Annotated in this window: 23 protein-coding genes; 11 read left to right on the plus strand and 12 right to left on the minus strand. The window is 60.6% G+C overall.

Going from position 1 to position 21,068, the window contains the following annotated elements:
- The first annotated feature begins 88 nt into the window (after positions 1-88).
- Positions 89-673 carry a hypothetical protein gene (locus PPRO_RS19740; RefSeq protein WP_011736931.1) on the plus strand — a complete coding sequence of 195 codons (585 nt, stop codon included), beginning with the start codon at positions 89-91 and terminating at the stop codon, positions 671-673.
- Positions 674-788: 115 nt separating this feature from the next.
- On the opposite strand, the gene PPRO_RS15435 is transcribed toward PPRO_RS19740, so the two are convergent.
- The 12 genes from PPRO_RS15435 to PPRO_RS15490 form a co-directional block, all read right to left on the minus strand.
- The gene (locus tag PPRO_RS15435; protein ID WP_011736932.1) at positions 789-1,286 is read right to left on the minus strand and encodes a chemotaxis protein CheW; all 498 of its coding nucleotides are present in this window, start codon (positions 1,284-1,286) and stop codon (positions 789-791) included.
- A 13-nt stretch (positions 1,287-1,299) separates the two neighbouring features.
- Complete coding sequence (locus PPRO_RS15440) at positions 1,300-2,928, minus strand: methyl-accepting chemotaxis protein (protein ID WP_011736933.1); 1,629 nt, start codon at positions 2,926-2,928, stop codon at positions 1,300-1,302.
- Between the two features lie 54 nt (positions 2,929-2,982).
- Positions 2,983-3,189 (minus strand): Franean1_4349 family RiPP, encoded by a 207-nt coding sequence (locus tag PPRO_RS15445; protein ID WP_041532368.1) that lies wholly within the window; start codon positions 3,187-3,189, stop codon positions 2,983-2,985.
- A gap of 185 nt (positions 3,190-3,374) precedes the next feature.
- Positions 3,375-4,760, minus strand: coding sequence for a sigma-54-dependent transcriptional regulator (locus PPRO_RS15450; protein WP_011736934.1), 1,386 nt, complete (start codon positions 4,758-4,760; stop codon positions 3,375-3,377).
- A gap of 278 nt (positions 4,761-5,038) precedes the next feature.
- A complete protein-coding gene (locus PPRO_RS21700) occupies positions 5,039-7,039 on the minus strand; it encodes a sigma-54-dependent Fis family transcriptional regulator (RefSeq protein ID WP_011736935.1) in 2,001 nt (666 codons plus the stop codon).
- A gap of 185 nt (positions 7,040-7,224) precedes the next feature.
- Positions 7,225-8,022: a glucose 1-dehydrogenase gene (locus tag PPRO_RS15460; protein WP_041532369.1), complete on the minus strand. Its 798-nt coding sequence runs from the start codon at positions 8,020-8,022 to the stop codon at positions 7,225-7,227.
- 358 nt (positions 8,023-8,380) lie between these two features.
- A complete protein-coding gene (locus PPRO_RS15465; RefSeq protein ID WP_011736937.1) occupies positions 8,381-9,022 on the minus strand; it encodes a PocR ligand-binding domain-containing protein in 642 nt (213 codons plus the stop codon).
- Between the two features lie 291 nt (positions 9,023-9,313).
- Positions 9,314-10,159 (minus strand): universal stress protein, encoded by an 846-nt coding sequence (locus tag PPRO_RS15470; RefSeq protein ID WP_041532370.1) that lies wholly within the window; start codon positions 10,157-10,159, stop codon positions 9,314-9,316.
- A 149-nt stretch (positions 10,160-10,308) separates the two neighbouring features.
- Positions 10,309-11,292 (minus strand): TIGR00266 family protein, encoded by a 984-nt coding sequence (locus PPRO_RS15475; RefSeq protein WP_011736939.1) that lies wholly within the window; start codon positions 11,290-11,292, stop codon positions 10,309-10,311.
- An 89-nt stretch (positions 11,293-11,381) separates the two neighbouring features.
- Positions 11,382-12,005 (minus strand): tellurite resistance TerB family protein, encoded by a 624-nt coding sequence (locus tag PPRO_RS19745; RefSeq protein WP_011736940.1) that lies wholly within the window; start codon positions 12,003-12,005, stop codon positions 11,382-11,384.
- A 217-nt stretch (positions 12,006-12,222) separates the two neighbouring features.
- Complete coding sequence (locus tag PPRO_RS15485) at positions 12,223-13,041, minus strand: hypothetical protein (protein WP_011736941.1); 819 nt, start codon at positions 13,039-13,041, stop codon at positions 12,223-12,225.
- Positions 13,042-13,133: 92 nt separating this feature from the next.
- A complete protein-coding gene (locus PPRO_RS15490; protein WP_011736942.1) occupies positions 13,134-13,415 on the minus strand; it encodes a hypothetical protein in 282 nt (93 codons plus the stop codon).
- Positions 13,416-13,561: 146 nt separating this feature from the next.
- Between PPRO_RS15490 and PPRO_RS15495 the strand changes: the two genes are divergently transcribed.
- From PPRO_RS15495 to PPRO_RS21040, 10 genes are all read left to right on the plus strand, one after another.
- The gene (locus PPRO_RS15495; RefSeq protein WP_011736943.1) at positions 13,562-15,196 is read left to right on the plus strand and encodes a fatty acid CoA ligase family protein; all 1,635 of its coding nucleotides are present in this window, start codon (positions 13,562-13,564) and stop codon (positions 15,194-15,196) included.
- Positions 15,193-16,188 carry an NAD-dependent epimerase/dehydratase family protein gene (locus tag PPRO_RS15500; protein WP_011736944.1) on the plus strand — a complete coding sequence of 332 codons (996 nt, stop codon included), beginning with the start codon at positions 15,193-15,195 and terminating at the stop codon, positions 16,186-16,188. The genes PPRO_RS15495 and PPRO_RS15500 overlap by 4 nt, the downstream gene beginning before the upstream one ends.
- Positions 16,189-16,195: 7 nt before the next feature.
- Positions 16,196-16,924 (plus strand): 4'-phosphopantetheinyl transferase family protein, encoded by a 729-nt coding sequence (locus PPRO_RS15505; RefSeq protein WP_011736945.1) that lies wholly within the window; start codon positions 16,196-16,198, stop codon positions 16,922-16,924.
- 39 nt (positions 16,925-16,963) lie between these two features.
- Positions 16,964-17,485, plus strand: coding sequence for a recombinase zinc beta ribbon domain-containing protein (locus PPRO_RS15510; RefSeq protein ID WP_011736946.1), 522 nt, complete (start codon positions 16,964-16,966; stop codon positions 17,483-17,485).
- A gap of 629 nt (positions 17,486-18,114) precedes the next feature.
- Positions 18,115-19,440: a tyrosine-type recombinase/integrase gene (locus tag PPRO_RS15515; RefSeq protein ID WP_041532371.1), complete on the plus strand. Its 1,326-nt coding sequence runs from the start codon at positions 18,115-18,117 to the stop codon at positions 19,438-19,440.
- Between the two features lie 25 nt (positions 19,441-19,465).
- A complete protein-coding gene (locus PPRO_RS15520; RefSeq protein ID WP_011736948.1) occupies positions 19,466-19,810 on the plus strand; it encodes a type II toxin-antitoxin system RelE/ParE family toxin in 345 nt (114 codons plus the stop codon).
- Complete coding sequence (locus tag PPRO_RS15525; RefSeq protein WP_011736949.1) at positions 19,807-20,118, plus strand: addiction module antidote protein; 312 nt, start codon at positions 19,807-19,809, stop codon at positions 20,116-20,118. The genes PPRO_RS15520 and PPRO_RS15525 overlap by 4 nt, the downstream gene beginning before the upstream one ends.
- On the plus strand, positions 20,115-20,345 hold the full coding sequence (locus PPRO_RS15530; protein WP_011736950.1) for a helix-turn-helix domain-containing protein: 231 nt from the start codon (positions 20,115-20,117) through the stop codon (positions 20,343-20,345). Before PPRO_RS15525 ends, PPRO_RS15530 begins: the two co-directional genes overlap by 4 nt.
- A 224-nt stretch (positions 20,346-20,569) precedes the next feature.
- Positions 20,570-20,752 carry a helix-turn-helix transcriptional regulator gene (locus PPRO_RS21910; RefSeq protein WP_041532372.1) on the plus strand — a complete coding sequence of 61 codons (183 nt, stop codon included), beginning with the start codon at positions 20,570-20,572 and terminating at the stop codon, positions 20,750-20,752.
- Positions 20,753-20,906: 154 nt separating this feature from the next.
- Positions 20,907-21,059 carry a hypothetical protein gene (locus PPRO_RS21040; RefSeq protein ID WP_157040040.1) on the plus strand — a complete coding sequence of 51 codons (153 nt, stop codon included), beginning with the start codon at positions 20,907-20,909 and terminating at the stop codon, positions 21,057-21,059.
- Positions 21,060-21,068 lie beyond the last annotated feature (9 nt).

Genomic DNA, 21,068 nt, shown 5'->3' on the forward strand with positions numbered 1-21,068 from the left:
CCGCGGCCAGGGCCCATTGCCCACGGCAGGCGGAGAGCAAACAAGCCATAGATACATATTGATTTCTAGCAAACAGGAGACACCGATCATGGCCAACAGGATAAAGATTGCGGACGATATTTTCATGGTCCCCTGGAATCAGGGGAACGGCGTGATCAGGCGCGAAGTCTGGACCGGCGATAGCGGCACGGTTCTCCGCTACCATCTCGCCTACGTCAACCAGGACATGTGCCCACAGGACAACGGGCGGGTGCTGGGGCTGGAATACAGCGACGGCGGGTTGAGGGAGTACCGCATGGGGACGGAGGAGGCAAGAGGCTTCACCTCCTTCGAGGAGCTGGAGCAGCGTTTCGACCTGGAGTGGAACGACCTGCCCAGGCCCAGCGACCCACCCACCGGCCAGGGCGCCAGCCAGATGCCCCCCGCCGAAGACCAGGGGGAGTACGCGGAAACCAGGGGGATGAAGCTGAGTATCACCAAGGGGAGCGTTGCTGATTTCTTCAGGCGGGGCGGGGAACTGGCCGCCATGCTGGACCGGGGTGAGCGGCCCGAGCGCCACAAGGTGATCATGATGGCCAGCCGCATGGACCTGTGCTACACCCAGAAGCCCAAGGGGGAGTGGGCCAGCCTGCGCAACAGGCTGGCATCCGGGGAGACAACGGCGTTCGAATAATGCGAAGGGTACGCCATCACCAGGTTACAGATCAGGGCGGCCAGATGGCCGCCCTGATCTTTTTTCATGGTTCATCATGGCTGCAGCCACACCCAGCCTTCGACGCGGACATCCGTCAGAAACTCTCCAGCAGCAGCGTCTCCTCCCCGCCGAACAGCCTGTCCAGGTCCAGCACGATCAGCAACCGCTCGGCGTGGTTGATTACGCCGTTGATGCACTCCTGGGCCATGGCTCCCTGGGATACGGCCGGGGGGGGCTGGATATCGGCCGCCGCGACGCGCAGCACCTCGGCAACCGCGTCAACCACGAATCCGGTGGTTCCCTCTCCCACCTCCATGACCAGGATCCGCCTGCGGTGGTCGGCCTCGCCGTCGCACATGCCGAAGCGCCGGCGCAGGGAGATGATCGGCAGCACCGCACCCCGCAGGTTGATGATACCGTCCACGTACCCGGGCGTATTGGGCATGCTGGTGATCTGGGGCATGCGGATGATTTCCCGTACCTTCATCACGTCAACCCCGTACTCCTCACCCCCCAGTTCGAAGCTGACCAGCTGGATCAGCTCCCGGGAGGCACCACTCCTCTCCCCTACAACCGATGGCAGGTTGCTCATGGCGACGCTCCTCCTAGGACAGCCGGAAGCGGCTGACGAGACCCTGCAACTCTTCGGCCTGACCGGCCAACTGGGCGGCAGCCTTGGCGGTTTCCTCGGCTCCCTGGGCCGTGCTGTGGACGACCTCGTTGATCTGCTGGATGTTGCTGGTCACCTCTCCGGTGGTCGCGGTCTGTTCTTCGGCCGCCGTGGCGATCTGGTTGACCTGCATGCTGACTTCGTTGATCCGCTCCAGGATTTCCTCCAGGGCCCGACCCGATTTCTGCGACGATTCCGCTCCCTTTTCCACTTCGCGCACCCCCTCGTCCATGGCAGTGACCGCTTCCTGGGTTTCCCTCTGGATGGCCTTGATCATTTCCCCGATCTCCCGGGTGGCCTTGGTGGTCCGCTCCGCCAGTGCCCGCACCTCATCGGCGACCACGGCGAAGCCGCGGCCCTGTTCCCCGGCACGGGCCGCCTCGATGGCCGCGTTCAGCGCCAGCAGGTTGGTCTGGTCGGCGATATCCTCGATGGTGCCGATGATCTCCCCGATCTGGTCCGAGCGGGTGCCCAGGGCCTCGATGGTTTTGGAGGTTTCACGCACGCGGTCGGCGATCACGTTCATGCCGGTGATGGTCTCGTTGACCACCTGGGCGCCGGAATTGGCCGATTCGCTGGTCTGGCGGGAGGCATCGGCGGCCATGGAGCAGTTCCGGGCGATGTCGCTGCTGGTTGCCGACATCTCCTCGCTGGCGGTGGCCACGGTATTGGCCTGGCAGGACACTTCCTCCGCACCGGTGGCGATCTGGGTGGCGGTGGAATGCAGCTGGTTGGAGGCGGCGGCGATACCTGACGAGATGTCCACGGTGCGGGAGATCATGTCGCGCAGGTTGTGCACCATGTGCCCCAGGTGCTCTATGAGCAGGCCGGTCTCGTCCCTACCCGTGGAGGAGACCTGGATGGTCAGGTTGCCGTCGGCAAGGGCATCGGCGATCCTGATCCCCTCGGCCAGGGGGCGGGTGATGCTGAGGGTGATCAGATAACTGGTCAGGATGCCGACCAGCAGCGCCACGACGACAAGGACGACGTTGATCAGGCGGGTACTCCCGAACACCCTTGTCGCCTCACCATGACTGACCTCCATCACCCCTTCCTGGTACTTGACGATGTCGTTGAAGGCGGCCTTGATCTTCCGGTTCAGGGGATACGCCTCGTTGTTGTACACCGAAAGGGCTTCGGCCGCACTGTTGGCAAGGCTCAGTTCTATCACCCGATTGTTGGCGGTTGTGCCGTTTGCCAGCGCAACCTTGGCCGCGGCAATCAGCCCTTTCCCTTCGGCGGTCGTCTCCAGCTTCTCCAGCTTCTCCATCAGACCACGGTATTCGGAACGGAGTGTGTCGATATCCCGTTTCACCTCAATCTTTCCGGTCTGGTCCTTCAACTGCATCAACGCGAAATTTTCGAGGAGAGTGACAACCCTCGCGTTGATATCATTGGCCAGGTTGATCTTGGCGTAATCCACCGTCACGATCTGTTCCACCCCGCGATTGATGGCGCCCATGTTCCTGATGCTGATCCCTCCCATGGCGACCAGCAGCAGCAGCACGAAACCGAAACCAAACCCGAGCCGGGCTCCGATCTTCATATTCAGTAATGTTGACATTGCCTGACCTCCTTTTTTTGTCCGGCCACCTTACCGTCCATGACCATTTTCCCATCACCTGCGCCGGAGCGCGTCATCCAGCAGTTCCGCCACGGCGGCGAAACACTGGAAATCGAGGTGTTCCAGCAGCGCCAGTTCCCGTGGGGAGAGGACAAAGCCCTCATCGTAGCAGGCGGTTCCGAGGGAGCGGGTCGCCTTCTCCCTGAACTCCCCATCGGTTACGATCCTGCCGATACAACGTTCCACTTCCGTCTGGGACATCGCCCCACCTCCATCCCTGTCCGCCAAAAGGACACAATAAGCCGTGACGAATCGCTATGACACGTACTGTTTCAGGAATGGTACCAGAATATTCTTTTCTTTATTTTCAATGAGTTATACAGGGAGAACGGACGTTCCTGTCCCTACAAAGGACAAGGGTGTTTCCAGAAAGGACGGACAGGGGATCAGCGATAGAACATCTTGCGGTTGACCTTGAGCAGGGCCGCGGCCCGGGACTTGTTGCCGTGGCAACGCTGGAGGGCGCTTTCCAGGACCCGGGAGACGACGGCATCCAGGGAAACATCTTCGGCGGGGAGACTGATGTGGAATTCAACGGTGCCGCTGGAGGACGGGAGAGCAGAGGCTGACGGCGAAGAGGAGGAGAGGCGCAGGTGTTCGGGCCGGATCAGCTCGTCGCTGACCATGATGGCGGCATATTCCAGCACGTTGCGCAGCTCGCGCACATTGCCCGGCCAGGAGTGGGCGATGAGCAGGTCCATGGCTTTCTTCGAGACCCCCGGAAGCGCCTTCCCCTGGTGCTGGCGGAAGAGCTTCAGGAAGAAGTCCACCAAAAGCGGGATGTCCTCCAGCCGCTCCCTGAGGGGGGGGATCGCGATGGGAACAACGTTGATGCGATGGTACAGGTCTTCGCGGAATCTGCCCTTGCGTACCAGCTGGGCTAGGTCGCGATAGGTGGCAACGATAACCCGGAAATCTACCGGCTGCGGGCGGTTGTCCCCCACCTTCTCGAAGGTCCGCTCCTCCAGTACCCGCAGCAGCTTGGCCTGGAGCGGAAGCGGCATGTCGCCGATCTCGTCCAGAAGGACGGTTCCCCCCCGGGCCAGGCTGAACTTCCCCTCACGGTCACGTTCCGCCCCGGTGAACGCGCCGCGCACATGGCCGAACAACTCGCTCTCCAGAAGCGCCTCGGGGATGGCGGCGCAGTTGACCGCCACGAAATTGCTCGGCAGGCAGCCGGAGGCAAAATGGATCGCCCGGGCCAGCACCTCCTTGCCGGTGCCGCTCTCGCCGGTCAGGCTGACGGTGGTCCGGGGGGACGCGGCCACCCGGGAGGCCAACTCCAGGACCGTGCGCATGGCAGGAGATTGGGTCACGATGTTCTGGAAACTGAACAACTCGGCGAAATGCTCGCGCAGTTGAACGTTCTCGTGGGAGAGGCGGGCAAACTCCAGGGCGCGCTGGATGACCACGTCGAAGGTCTTGGGGTCCAGCGGCTTTTCCAGATAGTCGAAGGCGCCCTGCTTGATGGCCGAGACCGCGCTCTCGATGCTCCCCAGTGCCGTATAGAAGATAAAAGGGAGTCCCGGGTGCCGTTCCTTGGCCAGATCCATGAACTCGATCCCGCCCATTCCCGGCATGACCAGATCGGATATGACCAGGTCAACCGGCTGCTTTTTCAGCAGGGCGAGTGCCTCACGACCGTTGGCGGCGCAGATCGCCACATGCCCATGGTGCTGGAGGTAGTTCTCCAGAATCAGCAGGGACGTCCCCTCGTCATCAACGATCAGGATGCGGCTTTCAGGATTCGGGCCAATCTGGTTCTGTGGCATGGATGAGTCCAGCTTTCATGGGGAGATCCCCCTTCCCCTTCGTAACAGCCGGCGATTCCGTCTTCCAGCGGCCGAACAGAGCCAAGGCGGATCGGGGGCATTTCTGCCCCGTGCCTTCAGGCACAGTCCCCGCGGTTTTTCCATGGGGAGCAGTCAGGAACAGTGGGAACCATATACTGAATTAGCGATGGCCGTCAACCCTCTGGCGGGGGCCTGGTTCCCTTTTGCCTTTCAAGGAAACTTCCGCCACAGGAGCCTACTGCAAGAACGTGCAGAATTCAATTTTTCTTCTTTCTTTCAAACGGGTGCGGCGGAACAATGGCGTAGCATTTCATCTTCTTGTAGAGCGTTGGCCGGCTGATGCCCAGTTCTCGTGAAACCCGTGAGAGGTTCCATTCGTACCTGGCCAGCATATCCAGCATAATGCCGTATTCGTCCAGTGGAGCGGCAGCACTCCGCGGCGATGAAGCAGCGGGGAGAAACGATACCGCCTTGCCCCCGTTTTTCACCGGCGGCAGGTCATCCAGAGTGATGATGCCGTTTTCGCTCACCGCCAGAGCACATCGTATCAGGTTGTGCAGCTCACGGATATTCCCCGGCCAGGAATGACGCGTAAGAGCATCGAAGGCTTCCTGGCTGATCCGGGCATCACCGCTTTGGCGTTCCGCCAACAGCACGTTTCTGATCAGCATGTCCCTGTCCTCCCGTTCCCGCAGCGGCGGCAGAGTTATGGTGATTCCGTTCAGCCGGTAGTACAGATCCTCCCTGAACCTCCCGTCACGTACCAGTTCCTCCAGGTTGCGCAGGGTCGCGCAGATAACGTTAAGATCGACCCGGACCGGGCTTTCGCTTCCCAGCGGCAAAACCTCTTTTTCAGCCAGAACACGCAGCAGCCTGGTTTGCAGGCTCAGGGGCATATCACCGATTTCGTCAAGAAAGAGCGTACCGCCGTCGGCCTGCAGGATTTTGCCGCGCATCCCCTTGATATGGGCACCGGTAAAGGCCCCCTGCCGGTAACCGAAAAGCTCGCTTTCGATCAGGGATTCGGGGATGGATGCGCAGTTCAGCGCGATGAACGGCTTTGCGGCCCGATCACTGGACTCATGAATTGCCCGCGCAAAGACCTCCTTGCCGGTGCCGGTCTCACCGGTCAGCAAAATGGGAATCCCCCTGTTCATCACCCGCAGGGCGCGGGTGGCGTTGCGCCTCATCTGCGGATCGGCACCCGCCAGTTGGTTCAGCCCCAGACGGGCACGTGGCCTGTTCTTTGGCTGAGCCGCCCTGTCACTGTTGCCGTGCTGCCTGGCCGGCTGCACGGTTCTGGCTCCCGGCGCGGAAAAGAGCGCGAAGTACTGGATTCCGGTGGCAACGGCACGGATGGCAAAGACCATCTGTGTCCTGTTGAGGGCGTTATCGACCAGCTCCTCGATGCGCAGCTCAAAGATATCGCTCAGCTGTCGATTGACGGGGGTGCCGCCCCCCTGCCTGCCCAGTTCGCTGATGGCGTTGAAATTCGCGGCAACGATACAACCGTCCGCGTTCACGGCGATGATCTGCTCCGTTGTGACCTCGACGAAAGCCTGCATCTTGTTAAAGCGGATCATCCAGTGATCCCGGCACTTTCTGACAAAATAGGCGTTCTCTATCAGGCGGGCGTGGGAATTGACCAGCAGGAGAGCAACCGCCTGGGAATCCTTGGATTCGGGGGAATGGAGCAGTGAGGCATCCAGGGCTCCCAGCAAGGTGCCGTCAGGATGGTAGAGTGGCGCCGCGCTGCAGCTCAGACCGATGAAGGGGGAGAAAAAATGCTCATTCCGGTGGATGGTGACGGCCCGGCGCTCCTCGAGACAGGTGCCAACACCACAGGTGCCTGCCAGCGATTCCTGCCAGACCGTTCCGGGACACAGCCCTGCTCGGCGATGCTCCCGTTCATCCTTGGGATCCCCCACATAATCGATGGTCACCCCTTCAGCGTTGCACAGCAGGAGCACGTACCCGACAGAGGAGAGCATTCGGTACAGTTTCCGCATGCCGGACTGGGCGAAGAACAGGAAATCCTCAAGCGGTTCCCGGTAGTCGGCCAGAGCCTTGTCCCCCACCCGAATCGGTTTCTCCAGCTGGGACGGGTCGAGGTTGTATCTTGTCAGGCAGCGTTCCCACGATCTCAAAATGTGGGGCTGTACGTCATGTCGCAAGCTGTGGTTGACGATTCCCTGGTGCTGTCCGCACGCCAGTTGGCATACGGTTTCCCTATGTCTGCTCCGCTCTTGTTCGAACATCCCATCCCCCTGGAAAAGTGATCCGAAACATGCTGCCTTCATGACTGCAACATGCACGCCGACGGCATACGGCAGCGCTCACAGGGACAAGGTGTTCCCCACTCCACTTCAAGGGGGAAGTCGGGATGGGGATGAGATTGTAGGGGGGCGACACGCTCACCCCCATCCCCGACCGTTGGTATGGATCAGTTCATGATGATGCCGCCATCGATCATGACCGACTGGCCGGTCATGTAGTCTGCATCGCTGGAGGCCAGGTAGGAGACGAAACAGGCCACATCTTCCGGCACACTGACCCGACCCGCGGTGATCAGCTTGGTGTACTCCTTGAGCACCTCACCCTTCTGCATGCCCAGATAGGGGCCCATCTTCTCGTCGATAAGCGTCCACATGTCCGTCCCCACGATCCCCGGGCAGTAGGCGTTGACGTTGATCTTGTACGGTCCCAGCTCCTTTGCCAGGGCCTGAGTGAAGCCCCTGACGGCAAACTTTGAGGCGCTGTAGGCGGCGAGGATCGAGAAGCCGGAATGGGCCGCGATACTGGCGCAGTTAATGATCTTCCCCCCCGAACCGGGTGTTTCGCTGTGCCCCTGTTTGATCATCTGGCGCGCGGCCATGGTGTCGCAGAGGAATGCCCCCTTGGTATTCACCGCCATGATCTGGTCCCACTCTGCGCCAGTCATCTCGATACTCATCTTGATATTGGCGATACCGGCATTGGCAACCATGATGTCCAGCCTGCCATGTTGGCGAACAGCCGTATCAATCAGATCTTTCACATCAGCCTCACTGGTGACGTCGGTGCGCAGCGCCATGGCCTTGCCCCCCCGGGCCTTGATTTCCTCGGCGACTTTTGTCGCGTTGTCACCATTCACATCGCTGACGACCATTGCCGCACCATCCGCGCCAAGGCGTAATGCGATCGCCCTGCCGATCCCCCTGCCTGCTCCGGTAATGATTGCTACTTTTCCGTCCAGTTTCATGTTTTCCGTCTCCTTGTAGTGGAATGTTTTATAAACGCGATTCGCAACCAACATGCCAAACAAGGAAACGAACAAGATAAAACCAAAACAACAAAACAATTCAAGATACTTGGATAACTATAACTAAACAGAACATTGGTCTACGAGCTCCACAAAAGCAACTCCACGCCGTAAAAAGAGTAAAAACCGCACGCCCGTTCTCTTTACAGGTTTTACGATATATACAGGTCGATGAAACCAGACAGGAAGATATGAACTGTTCAATGTGGAAGCAAATTATGTGGGAAGGTGATTAGGGCGAATCGCGCTTTGAATGAAAGAGAGAGAACAGAAGGGGAAAAGGTTCCAGGAGCGAAGCTCAGACTTCGTCGTATCCCTCGGACAGAATCGCGGAAAGAACCCGGTCGGTATAGGTCCTGGACTCCAGCATGACCCGACTGACCCTCTCCCGCGCCTCGATCTCCTGTACAAGCACGAGTTTCTTGGTTCCCATTTCGGAAATAATATTCATCAGGTTCGAATAGAGTTCCAGGGCATTGCGCATCTGCTCCCGGGAATAGACCGGAACCGACTCCAGCGCTGCAATGTATTTCTCTTCATCAAAACCGAATTCCCGAGCCTGCTGTCGAAAGAACTCGGGATCGGGATTGTCATCTTCGTAAAAACACTGACCGAAGAAAAACGTCGCCAGGTGTTCACCGTCAAACACGATCGGCATGGCCATGTCCCGCAAGCCGTTCCTGCAGCGATACTCGAAAAATCTCCCTTCGTAACGCAGCAACTGAGACTTGATAAAGGCTTCGCTTTCCTTGCAGCGGGCAAGGGTTACCGGGTGTTGGCGATGAAAACGTACACATATGTCCTGCCAACCGGCGGCAACCAGCACCCGCTCATCGGTATCCAGAATGGCAGAAAGCAGTCCGGTCACCCTGTTGTACGACTCCATGAGGGTCTGGATCTTGTGGGTATCTACGAGTTGCTGAAAACGAAATCGAGCCATGGCTGCCCCCCACGCTGAACTGAGTGAAATACAGCCTCTCGCACAGCAAGATCCGTGCGCAAAAAGACAATAGCGACAATCACCCAGAAACAGCCAACAGATACCGGAGACTCCAGTGATGCCCGGTGTCCAGCATGGAACAGTTGTCAACAACCATGTGTAACATCTGTTCCATGCATGTACTACAAGATGGCCACCAGGCCCATCCCCCTGAATCCGGCTGTCGCAGTTGCCTTCGGTTCGCCTCGAAGAGGCAACGACGAAAACAGGCGGGATGTCAACCCGTTGGCATCACCGGAGCGCCGGAATGAACAACACCGGGGTCTCCGCGCGGCGCGCCACCTGGTTGGCAACGCTCCCAAGGAAGAGCTCCTCAATGATCCCCTTGCCCTGTCCGCCCATGACGATCAGGGAGAAGCCGCCGCGTGCGGCGCGCTCGACAATCTCCCCGGCCGGCGAACCATGAACCAGCAGGGGGATCACCTCCGTTGCCCCCTGCATTCGCAGACGCCTCGCCTTGGCCTCCAGCAGGAAGCGCACATCCTCCTCGGAGTCCTGCTGATCAGCCCCCCCCTGCTCCCGCACATGCATGACGGTCACGGAACAGCGGGTACCCTTGATTATCCTGCCCAGGTACTCCATCGCCCGCTCGGCGGTCTCGGAAAAATCGGTGGGGAAGAGCAGGCGGCGGAACATCCTGGAGCAGACCGATTCGCACTCCCCCCCTTCCAAAAGGGCGATACGGGCCAAGAGAACGGGGCGGCGCATCTGGTGGAGCAACTGCGCGGAGACACTGCCCAGGGCCGCAGACTGAAGGATGCCCTTGCCGTGGGAACCGATCAGGATGGCCGAGACGTCGTGCTTCTCCGCCACATCCACGATGCCCTGGGAGGGGAGGCCGCAGGGCATCTCCACGGAGACCCGCATCCCCCGTTCCTCCAGGTAGGAGCGCTGCCCCTGCAGGGCGGGTGAACTCTCTTCGGAAAGGATCTCTTCGACGCCGGGCGCAGTGGACATAAACCTGACGTGGGTGAGGACGACCTCTTCCATGCCGACGTTGCGCAACTCCTCCACGCACTTGATCAGCGCGTCCGATGCAGGGGAGAGATCGGTACAGACAAGCATTTTCCTGAACATGGTCAACTCCTTGGAGGCTCGGCACAAACCCTTTCCAGCCCCCTGGTCTGGTTCAATCGGGATGGCCCGCCGGCGCGGACCTAACGCCAAAACGGGCCGTACGCCATCCGTCGTTCAGCCTCGCAACGGGACGCCGGACAGAGACAAACTCAGCGATCCCCGCCGATCAGCGTCCCCAGCGAGCCGAGCAGCGACCCCTCATCCTTGCCGCCGCCCCGCTGGGGAGAGGCCTGGAGCATGCGGCCAGCCAGGCGCGAGAAGGGGAGCGACTGGAGCCAGACCCGGCCCGGCCCGGTCAGCCGGGCAAAGAACAGTCCCTCGCCGCCGAACAGTGCAGTCTTGATGTTGCCTGCCTGCTGGATGTCGAAGCTGACGGTCGGCTCCATGGCAACCAGGCAGCCGGTATCCACGTGCAGGGTTTCCCCCGCCGAGAGCACCCGCTCCACGATCGTTCCCCCGGCATGGAGGAAGGCCAGCCCGTCCCCCTCCAGCTTCTGCATGATAAAACCCTCGCCGCCGAACAGGCCGGTCATGATGCGGCGCTGGAAGAAGATGCCGACGGAGACACCACGGGCGGCGCAGAGGAAGCAGTCCTTCTGACAGATCAGGGTGCCTCCCAGGCTCGCCAAGGTGGCCGGGATGATGTTGCCCGGATAGGGGGCGGCAAAGGCGGCGCGGGCCTTGCCCTGGCCGCTCTGGGTAAAAAGGGTCATGAACAGGCTCTCGCCGGTCAGGATCCGCTTGCCGGCGCTGAACAGCTTGTCCGTGAAGCCGCCCCCCTGGCTGGAGCCGTCGCCGAAGATGGCCTCCATGGTGATGCTGGCATCCTTGTACATCATGGCGCCCGCCTCGGCGATCACGCTCTCCCCCGGGTCCAGTTCGATCTCCACGAACTGCATCTCCGAACCGACGATCCTGTAGTCGATGTCGTCGGAAGCGCGCCGGCCCGAGGGTGGCGCCGGAACGCCACCCGTCTGTTCCATCAGTTCGGCTACCCGGGAAATGGGTACCCAATCGGCATACCCCTCGCGCCAGGCATGGCCACCGGAATCCGCACGTACCCGCTGGCGGGCCTGCTGGATATCGTAGGGCCCTTCCTGCCGTCCGTCGTAGATCAGAAACCACTGGGTCATTGTCGTGTCTCCTTCATTTTTTCCTTATGTCCATCCGCCGCCCCCCCGGAGAGGGGCAGCGGAAACAGCCAGACCGCTGACGGAGCAGTTCAGCACCCGATGCTGCGGGCGATTTCCACCGCCTTCAGGGGCTCGATCCCCAGGGCCTGGCGCAACTGCTCCAGGTAGGCCCGCTCCGCCTGGCTGTCCACCTCCACCGCCAGCAGAGAGACGGCGAACACCTGTTCGGCATCGGCAGGGGTTGTGACCGCGGCAACGATATCGGCCAGGGGACGGGGCGTCTCCAGCTCGCTGGCCAGAAAGGAACGTTCCTCCCCGCTCAGCCGTGCCCGCTCCAGGTGAGCGGTGATGCGCCGCCGCTCGGCGTCGTCCAGCGAGCCGTCGGCATGGGCGGCACTGATCATGGCCCGCAGCAGCAGGACCGGATCGGTTCCGACCAAGGGCGGGGGTACGCTCCCGGGAGGCGGGGACGGCGAACTCCCGCCAAAGGGGGGCGGAGGGGGTGGCGAAGAACCGGAACCGCTCCTCCCCGTGGCGGGGGGCGAGGCATCCCTGTTCTGGCTGCTGAAGTGTTCGAAAGCGGCAATGGCCACCCCCAGGATGCCCATGCCCAGGGCGGCCTTTCCGGGCAGCCTGCCCTTGGTCATGCCGCCCAGGGTTGAGTTCAGGGAACCATTCAGCAGCCCCCCCAGCAGCTTCGCCCCATCGATCATCTGATCATCCTCCTGATATGAAATGACGTTTCTCAAACAGACCGCCCGGATTTCGTTACCGTGACGCCTCCCCATTGTAGCCGCAATCGGCGCCATTTCAACCGCAAGCCGTTGCCGCGCCCGGGAAACTCCGGCGAAAAAACGCCGCCCCGGTCATGAGAAAAGCCGCACCCCGGGGGATGCGGCTTTTCCGGTGCAGCCACTGTCGGCAACCGGGCTACGGCTGGCGCGGGTGCAGCATCATGACCTTGATGTTGTTGCGTTCGTCCTTCTCGCGAATCTGCCCCATTCCGTCGATCTGCGCTCGCACCTTCACCGGCCTGGTCACTCTGTAGTGGACAGTGTGGATAACGCGGCCACCGGGCCTGTCCAGGGCATGCCGCGGATCGATTCTCCAGATGGTCGAGGCTCCCCACTTTTTGCCATCTATTTCCAGCCTGAGCATGGCTGCGTCCGGATCCTTCGACCAGACCGAGCGGGGCAGGGGGGCGTCGCCGACATTTTTCAGTTCAACCGCCAGAAAGCCCTGCTCATTGACCATGATCTCCCCAACGGAGAGATCGCTCCTGTGCGAGTCGGACGCCGCTCCCGTCTCCTCTGCACCGGGATAGAGCACAACGAGTTTGGCCAGCAGGGTGTGCTTGCGGGAAAAGTTGGAGACGATGACCCGGTACTCTCCCCGCGTCCGCTCCAGTTCCAGCGCATCGATGCTGTACTCCAGCTTTCCGCCCTCCTTGCCGCCGATCTCCTGCTTGATGACCTTCGTCTCCCCCTTGCGCAGAAGGCCGATCCCAACCAGCCGATGGGGGATATCCTTATCCGGAGAGACGCTAAACGGATCAACCCCCATACGGATAACACCGGGTGATTTCACCCGGATGTCATAAAACAGGGTATAGGGGTCTTTGGAATCCGGAGCGGGGTGAAGCTTGATCTCCTCCTTAAGCGCAAGCCGTTCCGCCGCACCGGCCAGACAGGCAAGGCTCAGCAGGCCGAGCAGTACCAGGACAACCACCATCAACGTTCGTTGTTTCATCTTCTGTTCCTCCCATAACGAGATTCGGATGTGCCGAAGAGCAATGCCATCGGGGATGACGCCGGGAATAGTACGGGATTATCCAGGTCCAATCAACAACAGTTTAAAAAAGCACACTGCCCCGCCTGGTACACGGCTCCGCAGATCACTCCAGGTCCACCAGTCTGCCGTCCCTGAAGATCAGCCTCATGTCGCTGTAGATGAACAGAGGTCTTCGAGTCCAGGATGACCTTCTTCTCCGGTTCTCCCAGGACAGCGGCCACCTCCTCGGGGGACTGCCCCTGATGGACGGTCTTGGAGGCCTTGAGCGCGCTCTCGCTCTCCAGCCACAGACCCAGGTCGTCCAGCACCCGACGGGAGGTCAGGAAGGCCATGGGCGCCCGCCCCGTCCGAGCGTTTTAGCCCGGCAGCCGGGCAGCACTTCGTCCGCCACGACCACAAGCGCTTGCATTGCCCCGGCCGGGTGAGTATATTCAGCCAGATCAACCCTTTCGGAATACCCTTTATTCAAAGGCACGCCATGAGTTCACATCTCGTCAACATCGCAGCCCATCTCCCCCGCATGGCCGATCTCCAGCCGGACACCCCGGCCATCATCTTCCCCCGTAACGACATCCAGCTCAGCTTCCGGGAGCTGGACGAGCTCTCCGACCGCATCGCCCACGGCCTGACCGCCATCGGCATCAGCCGCGGCGTACGCACCGTGCTGATGGTTCCGCCAGGGCCGGAATTCTTCGCCCTCACCTTCGCCCTGTTCAAGGTGGCAGCGGTACCGGTACTGGTGGATCCCGGCCTGGGCGTCAAGAACCTGAAGACCTGCCTGGACGAGGCCGAGCCCCAGGCCTTCATCGGCATAACCAAGGCGCACCTGGCCCGACTGCTGTTCGGCTGGGGCAAGGGGAGCATCCATACCCTGGTCACCGTGGGCAGACGCCTGCTCTGGCGGGGCGCCACCCTCTCCAGCCTGATCGCCGACAGCGACGAGGAGCCGTTCCCCCCGGCCAGGACCGGCCGGGGAGAGACCGCAGCCATCCTCTTCACCAGCGGCAGCACCGGCCCCCCCAAGGGAGCGGTGTACAACCACGGCAACTTCGCCGCCCAGGTCAGCGCCCTGCGCCAATCCTACGGCATCCGTCCGGGGGAGATCGACCTGCCCACCTTCCCGCTCTTCGCCCTCTTCGCCCCTGCCCTGGGCATGACCGCCGTGATCCCCGAGATGGACTTCACCCGTCCCGGCTCGGTCAACCCGGCCATTATCATTTCCACCATCCAGCAGTATGGCGCCACCACCATGTTCGGCTCCCCGGCCCTGATTGATCGGGTCAGCCGCTACGGCGCCCAACAGGGAATCACGCTCCCGAGCCTGCGGCGGGTCATCTCCGCCGGCGCGCCGGTTCCGGCGGCGGTCATGGAGCGCTTCAGCGACATGCTCGACCCGGAGACGGAGATATTCACCCCCTACGGCGCAACCGAGGCGCTGCCGGTCTGCTCCATCGGCAGCAGCGAGGTGCTGGCCGAGACCCGCCATCTGACCGAGCAGGGGCGCGGGGTCTGCGTCGGCCTGCCGGTTGCGGGGATAGATCTGGCCATCATCCCCATCAGCGACACCCCCATCCGTCACTGGGGCGACGACCTGGCGCTCCCCGACTGGGAGGTGGGGGAGATCACCGTCAAGGGTCCCCAGGTGACCGCCTCCTACCTGAACCGCCCCGAAGCCACCAGCCTGGCCAAGATCCCCGATCCCTCGGGCGGCTTCTGGCACCGCATGGGAGACCTAGGCTACCTGGACGGGGAGGGGAGGGTCTGGTTCTGCGGCCGCAAGGCCCACCGGGTGATCACCCCCATGGATACGCTCTACACCATCCCGGTGGAGGGGGTCTTCAACAGCCATCCCCAGGTGAAGCGCAGTGCCCTGGTGGGACTGGGCAAACCGGGCAGGCAGCAGCCGGTGCTCTGCGTGGAAACGGAGACCGGGGTCAGCCAGGAGGAGCATGGCCGCATCAGGCGCGAACTTATCGCCCTGGGGAGCAAATATCCCCACACCAAGTCCATACTCAAGATCCTCTTCCACCCCTCCTTCCCGGTGGACATCCGCCACAACGCCAAGATCTTCCGCGAAAAGCTGGCAATCTGGGCCGCGGAGCAGTCCCGTTGAGGGCACTGGTCACCGGTGGCGGCGGTTTTCTGGGGGGCGCCATCGCGCGCATGCTGCGGGAGCGGGGAGACCAGGTGCGCAGCTTCTCCCGGGGAGAGTACCCACATCTGGCCCGACTGGGGGTGGAGCAGTGCCGCGGCGATCTGACAGACCGGGAGGCCCTGCTGGGGGCGGCCCGGGGGTGCGACATCGTCTTCCACGTGGCCGCCAAAGCTGGGGTCTGGGGGAGTTATGACGAGTTCCACCGCCCCAACGTCATCGGCACCCAGAACGTGCTTGCCGCCTGCACGAGCCTGGGCATCTCCCGCCTGGTCTTCACCAGTTCCCCCAGCGTGGTCTTCGACGGACGGGACGTGGAGGGGGGGGACGAGTCACTCCCCTACCCGTCCCGTTACCACGCCCATTACCCGCGCACCAAGGCCCTGGCCGAGCGGATGGTGCTGGCCGCCAACAGCCCCGCGTTGGCCACGGTCTCGTTACGGCCGCACCTGATCTGGGGGCCGGGGGACAACCATCTGGTGCCGCGCATCCTGGCCAGGGCACGGGCGGGCAAACTCCGCCGCATCGGCTCGTGCCCCTGCCTGGTGGACACGGTCTACGTGGACAACGCGGCCCAGGCCCACCTGCTGGCCGCCGACCGTCTTACCCCCGGAGCGGCGCTCTGCGGCAGGGCCTATTTCATCTCCAATGGCGAGCCGATTCCTCTGTGGGAGATGGTCAACCGTATTCTGGCTGCCGCCGACCTGGCGCCGGTGGAGAGAAGCATCCCTCCCTGGCTGGCCTATGTTGCGGGCTCCCTGTGCGAATCCCTCTGGGGATGGCTGGGACGGAAAAACGAGCCCCCCATGACCCGCTTCGTGGCCCGGGAGCTGGCCACGGCCCACTGGTTCGACATCTCCGCTGCCCGCCGCGATCTGGGGTATCAGCCGGAAGTCACCCTGGAGGAGGGGTTCCGGCGCCTCCGGGAATGGCTCTCCCGCAGCCGGATCTGACCTTCCCATGGCCACCTCCCCACGCCAGCACTCCCCGCTGTCTCTCCCTCCCCAAGGCGACATCCATCTCCTGCTCGTCCGCCTCTCCAGCATAACCGGGGTGGACCAGGCCCCTACGATCCTCTCCCCCGACGAACTGGCCCGCGCCAACCGTCTGCTCTGCCACGAGGCCAGGGAACGTTTCATCGCCGGCCGCCTCTTCCTGCGCCGCAGCCTGGGGCGCTGTCTGGGTCTGAACCCGGCCGGTATCCTGCTGGTAGTGAACGAATGGGGAAAACCGCGCCTGGGGGGAGAGCAGGCGGCCAGCGGGCTCTGCTTCAACCTCGCCCATACGGATGACTGGGCCATCCTGGCCCTGAGCCAGGGGTGCGAAGTGGGGGTGGATATTGAGTTAGTTCGGGAGGAGTTGGAGTTTGGGCCCATGGCGCGGCGCTTCTTCTCAGCCTGCGAACGGGAGCAGCTCTTCGGTCTGGCCCAGGAACAGCAGCTATCGGCCTTCTATTGCTGCTGGACCCGCAAGGAGGCCTACCTGAAAGGGGTGGGCTGCGGCCTGTCCCTTCCCACGGACAGCTTCGACGTCTCCCTGCTTCCCGGCCATGCCCCGCGTCTCATGGAGCAACGCCGGGACCCGGCGGAGATTGACCGCTGGAGTCTGGCCGACATCCCCCTCCCCCCCGGCCTGTGCGGGGCTCTGGCGGTGAAGGGGAGCATCGGAGCGGTCAGGTTCATTGACTGAGGGAGGGTTCGATAGGTTGGCTGCAAATGCGAAGAGCGCTTGGCTCTGGACAAAGGTAAATTACAGGCTCTTCGCTGTTTCAAGTGGGTTGAGGGTATAGTCTTCAACAGGAAGGAGTACAAGACCGGACGCATCAAACCGGAATCGGAATGGATCACCGTCAGCGTTGAGCCGATCATCGATCCCGAACTGTTCGAACAGGTCAGCCTGAAGCTTGAATCCCGTTCACCGGACAAAATTCCGCCCCGTGTCGTCAGTTCACCCACGCTCCTGACTGGCATCGTCCGGTGCGGTTCCTGCGGTTCCGCCATGACCATTGCCACAGGTAAGGGTGGCCGGTACCGGTATTATAAATGCTCGCGCAAGATCAACGACCTTGCCAGGGGTGAGCGCTGTCAGAATACCAACGTCCCCATGGAAAAGCTGGACGGCCTCATCCTGCGGACCGTGGCCGAGCGGATATTCACTCCCGAACGGGTGGAGCTGATGCTAAAGGAATTGGAGATCAACCTGAAGTATGCCCGTTCCGACCAGCACGAACAGATCAGGCAACTGACCTGAGAGATCGACGCAGATAGACAAGCTTTATGAGGCGGTGGAAAAGGGATTCCTCCCCTTGAACAGTTCCCTTCAGGAACGGGTTGAAAAACGCGAAACCCGCCGTCAGGAGATACTGGCGGAGCTGGCCAGCCTCAAACGGTAGAAGGAAATACCAGAGGAAAAGCTGGGCAAGAAGCACATTACGGCCTTCTGTTCAGCGCTCAAGGAAAAGCTGTGTGACAAGGCTTCAAATTTTGGGAAGGAATATCTGAAACTGTTGGTGAAGGAAATCAGAGTGAACAAAAAAGAAGTGCACCTGTCAGGGAGCTATTCAGCTTTGGCAAGTGCACTTTCTATTTCAACAAAACCGGCCCATGCAATGGTGCCCAGTTTTGTCCCTAATTGGCTCCCCAACCCGGACTCGAACCAGGGACAAGGTGGTTAACAGTAACCTTGTATATACGTTTCACCTCTTTTCAATTCCCTCCATGTAATCCCAACAACACCACTTAAAGCATTGACATTGCCACATATTAAGCGTATTTCTCAATTCATAGTGTTTCAAACTATATCACCCTAACGCAGCAAACTATTACACCACTACTACACCACAGGCCAACAACAATGTGTCTGACTACCTGGAGGACGCCATGAAAAAAACGACCTTCACCGACACCATGATTCGGAAACTGAAACCAACGGAATCCGATTACACCCGGAGCGAGGGAAACGGCTTCACCATCCGCGTCATGCCCTCCGGTTCAAAAACATGGCTGTACCTCTATGCCTTCGACGGTAAGCGCCGGAAGATGAACCTGGGGAGTTATCCAGACGTAACCCTGGAAACAGCACGGGGGCGATTTGAGGACGCCAAACGGAAGGTGAAGAACAACATTGATCCCATGGCGGAAGCCGAAGAACAAGCGGAAGAGCGGCGAAAGGCCCCCACAGTTGCCGACCTTGTGCATGATTACATCGAGCGCCACGCCAAACGATTCAAGCGGTCATGGGCGAAGGATGAGCAGATCCTTAATCGGGAGGTTGTTCCAGCCTGGGGAAAGCGTAAAGCTGCCGATGTTACCAAACGGGACATACTCAGACTGCTTGAAGAGATCGTGAACCGCAACGCCCCCGCCATGGCGAACAACACCTTTCAGATCATCCGCAAGATGTTCAACTGGGCCGTTGAGCAGGACATTCTCCAGCACACCCCCTGCACCGGCGTCAAGCTCCCCTCCCCTAAGCTCTCCCGCGACCGTGTGCTTTCAGAGTCCGAAATCAAGACGCTATGGGAAAACCTTGGCCGTCCAGACGCGGGTATGTCGGACGGAGTACGCCGAGCGCTGCGCCTGATCCTGACAACAGCACAACGCCCCGGTGAAGTGACCGGACTGCATACCAGCGAACTTGACGGCTGCTGGTGGACCATTCCGGCAGAACGCGCAAAGAACGGCAAGACTCACCGAGTCTACCTGTCTGGCCTTGCTCTGGAGATCATCAACCAAGCCATAGCTCAAGCCAAGAAATCAAGAGAAACACCATATGACCAGGAATACAACGGTTACGTCTTTCCATGCCACCACAAGAGCAAGGAGAAGCCCATGGGTGACACTGCCCTTGCCGTTGCCGTAGGCCGCGCCCTCGCATCTCCACTAACAGACGATAAAGGCAACCCCCTCTTTACAGCAGCCGGCAAACCAGCCACCGAGAACCGACTTGGAATAGATCACTTCACCCCGCACGATCTGAGACGCACAACAGCCACCTTCATGGCGAGCATGGGCTTTATGGATGAAGTGATCGATGCAGTCCTGAACCACGCAAAGCAAGGCGTCATAAAGGTCTATAATCAGTATCGCTATGACGTGGAAAAACAGCAGGCTCTTGAAACTTGGGAGAACAAGCTGAAAACCATCCTGGCCGGTGACAAGGTCGTCGACCTGGACCAGAAACGCAAGGAACGGAACGTCGCTTGACGCTCTGTAGCTTATAGGCTAACATATGACCATCCAGACATATCCGCATGAAATCGAATACTATGTCACCGAGACAGGAAGTAAGCCGTTCAAGGTGTGGTTGGAAACCTTGCGAGACGTGAGCGGCCGGGCAAAGATTCGTGTCCGACTGGACCGCGCCCGGCTGGGCAACCTGGGAGACCACAAGGCCGTTGGTGGCGGAGTTCTGGAAATGCGCATCGACTACGGGCCGGGATACCGGGTTTATTTCGGCAAAGACGGCAACCGGTTGCTGCTGCTTCTGATCGGTGGCGACAAGTCCACCCAGAGCCGAGACATACAGACCGCCATGGAATACTGGCAGGAGCACCAGAAGAGGAACGCACGATGAGACAGACCGAATACCAGAAAGACCTGATCGAGGCGTTGAAAGCCCCGGAGGAAGCAGCGGCATATCTGAACGCGGCACTGGAAGAAGGAGATAAGGATGCCTTTCTCCTGGCGCTCCGGAATATCGCAGAGGCCAACGGCGGCATGAAGGTGGTGGCGGAACGGGCGCACCTAAACCGAGAAAGCCTGTATCGCACCCTCTCCCGTCGTGGCAATCCGGAGATACGGACGCTGTTCAACCTGTTGCATGGCATGGGGTTGAGACTAAGCGTCGAACCGTCTCCATTAGGCAAGCAGGCTGCAGCATGACGACGAACTGGCGTGAGGCCTTCCCCGAGTTCCAGGGTAACGAAGCCGGGACGATCCTTGCCGGATACCGCCACCGGGAGGGATTGACTCAGGTGCAGCTTGCAGAAGCGACCGGCATCCCCCAGCGGCACATCAGCGAGATGGAGAACGGCAAGAGGGTTATAGGAGTCACCAGCGCAAAGAAACTGGCCGAGGCCCTCCACTCCGACCACAGGGGCCTGTTGTAATCCGTTCGCCGGTGATAGTCCGCACAAATCAAGAAAGGCTCCCGAAACGGAATGCATTTTTTTGAATTGACACGAAAAACCATTTGAGTTAGTTTTCTCAAAAATCAAACAAAGCGGTTCCGTGCGGCCCCTTCGGGGTTCCCAATAGCGCCCGCGATTGTATCTGGTGTTTTGCCAGGTACGGTCGCGGGCTTTTTGCGTTTAGGGCAAAAAAAGGAGTTCAAATGACTGAGGATCGGATCATCAATAAGCGCGAACGTCGTGAACTGACCAATATTAGCGAGCCAACTTGGTGGCGCTATGAGAGGGCTGGTTTGGTTCCTCGCCGGGTCCAACTGACCCGAGGCAGAGTTGGGTATCGTTTAAGGGAAATCTTGGCCTGGCTCGAGAGCCGCCAACCCGCTTAGGCCAAACCTAAAAAATCAATTCACGCGGTTCCTCTAAGCCCTGCCCCACATCGGCAGGTTCCTGCACAGCCCGCGATGCTTCCACCTGAAATGGTGAGTGTCGTGGGCTTTTTACCAACTGAGCACATGACGACCAAAAACGGAGGTCACCATCATGTGCCAAAAAATCATGCAGTTTCGAATCGACGAGGAAATCAGGCGGGCCGCGATCTTAAAACAGATGCCGCTTCCCGGGCAACTTTCGAAAGTCCACCGCGCCCTCGACCGCGCCATGCGGCTTGAGGCCTATGCGGCCGTAAACCGTTAACCAGCTTCC

The sequence above is a fragment of the Pelobacter propionicus DSM 2379 genome, assembly GCF_000015045.1.
In the GTDB taxonomy this organism is placed as follows: domain Bacteria; phylum Desulfobacterota; class Desulfuromonadia; order Geobacterales; family Pseudopelobacteraceae; genus Pseudopelobacter; species Pseudopelobacter propionicus.

What these genes read in the sequence shown, in the direction of transcription:
- PPRO_RS19740 (WP_011736931.1), top strand. Translation starts at nt 89, where the DNA reads ATGGCCAACAGGATAAAGATTGCGGACGATATTTTCATGGTCCCCTGG.
- PPRO_RS15435 (WP_011736932.1), bottom strand. Translation starts at nt 1,286, where the DNA reads ATGAGCAACCTGCCATCGGTTGTAGGGGAGAGGAGTGGTGCCTCCCGG.
- PPRO_RS15440 (WP_011736933.1), bottom strand. Translation starts at nt 2,928, where the DNA reads ATGTCAACATTACTGAATATGAAGATCGGAGCCCGGCTCGGGTTTGGT.
- PPRO_RS15445 (WP_041532368.1), bottom strand. Translation starts at nt 3,189, where the DNA reads ATGTCCCAGACGGAAGTGGAACGTTGTATCGGCAGGATCGTAACCGAT.
- PPRO_RS15450 (WP_011736934.1), bottom strand. Translation starts at nt 4,760, where the DNA reads ATGCCACAGAACCAGATTGGCCCGAATCCTGAAAGCCGCATCCTGATC.
- PPRO_RS21700 (WP_011736935.1), bottom strand. Translation starts at nt 7,039, where the DNA reads ATGTTCGAACAAGAGCGGAGCAGACATAGGGAAACCGTATGCCAACTG.
- PPRO_RS15460 (WP_041532369.1), bottom strand. Translation starts at nt 8,022, where the DNA reads ATGAAACTGGACGGAAAAGTAGCAATCATTACCGGAGCAGGCAGGGGG.
- PPRO_RS15465 (WP_011736937.1), bottom strand. Translation starts at nt 9,022, where the DNA reads ATGGCTCGATTTCGTTTTCAGCAACTCGTAGATACCCACAAGATCCAG.
- PPRO_RS15470 (WP_041532370.1), bottom strand. Translation starts at nt 10,159, where the DNA reads ATGTTCAGGAAAATGCTTGTCTGTACCGATCTCTCCCCTGCATCGGAC.
- PPRO_RS15475 (WP_011736939.1), bottom strand. Translation starts at nt 11,292, where the DNA reads ATGACCCAGTGGTTTCTGATCTACGACGGACGGCAGGAAGGGCCCTAC.
- PPRO_RS19745 (WP_011736940.1), bottom strand. Translation starts at nt 12,005, where the DNA reads ATGATCGATGGGGCGAAGCTGCTGGGGGGGCTGCTGAATGGTTCCCTG.
- PPRO_RS15485 (WP_011736941.1), bottom strand. Translation starts at nt 13,041, where the DNA reads ATGAAACAACGAACGTTGATGGTGGTTGTCCTGGTACTGCTCGGCCTG.
- PPRO_RS15490 (WP_011736942.1), bottom strand. Translation starts at nt 13,415, where the DNA reads ATGGCCTTCCTGACCTCCCGTCGGGTGCTGGACGACCTGGGTCTGTGG.
- PPRO_RS15495 (WP_011736943.1), top strand. Translation starts at nt 13,562, where the DNA reads ATGAGTTCACATCTCGTCAACATCGCAGCCCATCTCCCCCGCATGGCC.
- PPRO_RS15505 (WP_011736945.1), top strand. Translation starts at nt 16,196, where the DNA reads ATGGCCACCTCCCCACGCCAGCACTCCCCGCTGTCTCTCCCTCCCCAA.
- PPRO_RS15515 (WP_041532371.1), top strand. Translation starts at nt 18,115, where the DNA reads ATGAAAAAAACGACCTTCACCGACACCATGATTCGGAAACTGAAACCA.
- PPRO_RS15520 (WP_011736948.1), top strand. Translation starts at nt 19,466, where the DNA reads ATGACCATCCAGACATATCCGCATGAAATCGAATACTATGTCACCGAG.
- PPRO_RS15525 (WP_011736949.1), top strand. Translation starts at nt 19,807, where the DNA reads ATGAGACAGACCGAATACCAGAAAGACCTGATCGAGGCGTTGAAAGCC.
- PPRO_RS15530 (WP_011736950.1), top strand. Translation starts at nt 20,115, where the DNA reads ATGACGACGAACTGGCGTGAGGCCTTCCCCGAGTTCCAGGGTAACGAA.
- PPRO_RS21910 (WP_041532372.1), top strand. Translation starts at nt 20,570, where the DNA reads ATGACTGAGGATCGGATCATCAATAAGCGCGAACGTCGTGAACTGACC.
- PPRO_RS21040 (WP_157040040.1), top strand. Translation starts at nt 20,907, where the DNA reads ATGTGCCAAAAAATCATGCAGTTTCGAATCGACGAGGAAATCAGGCGG.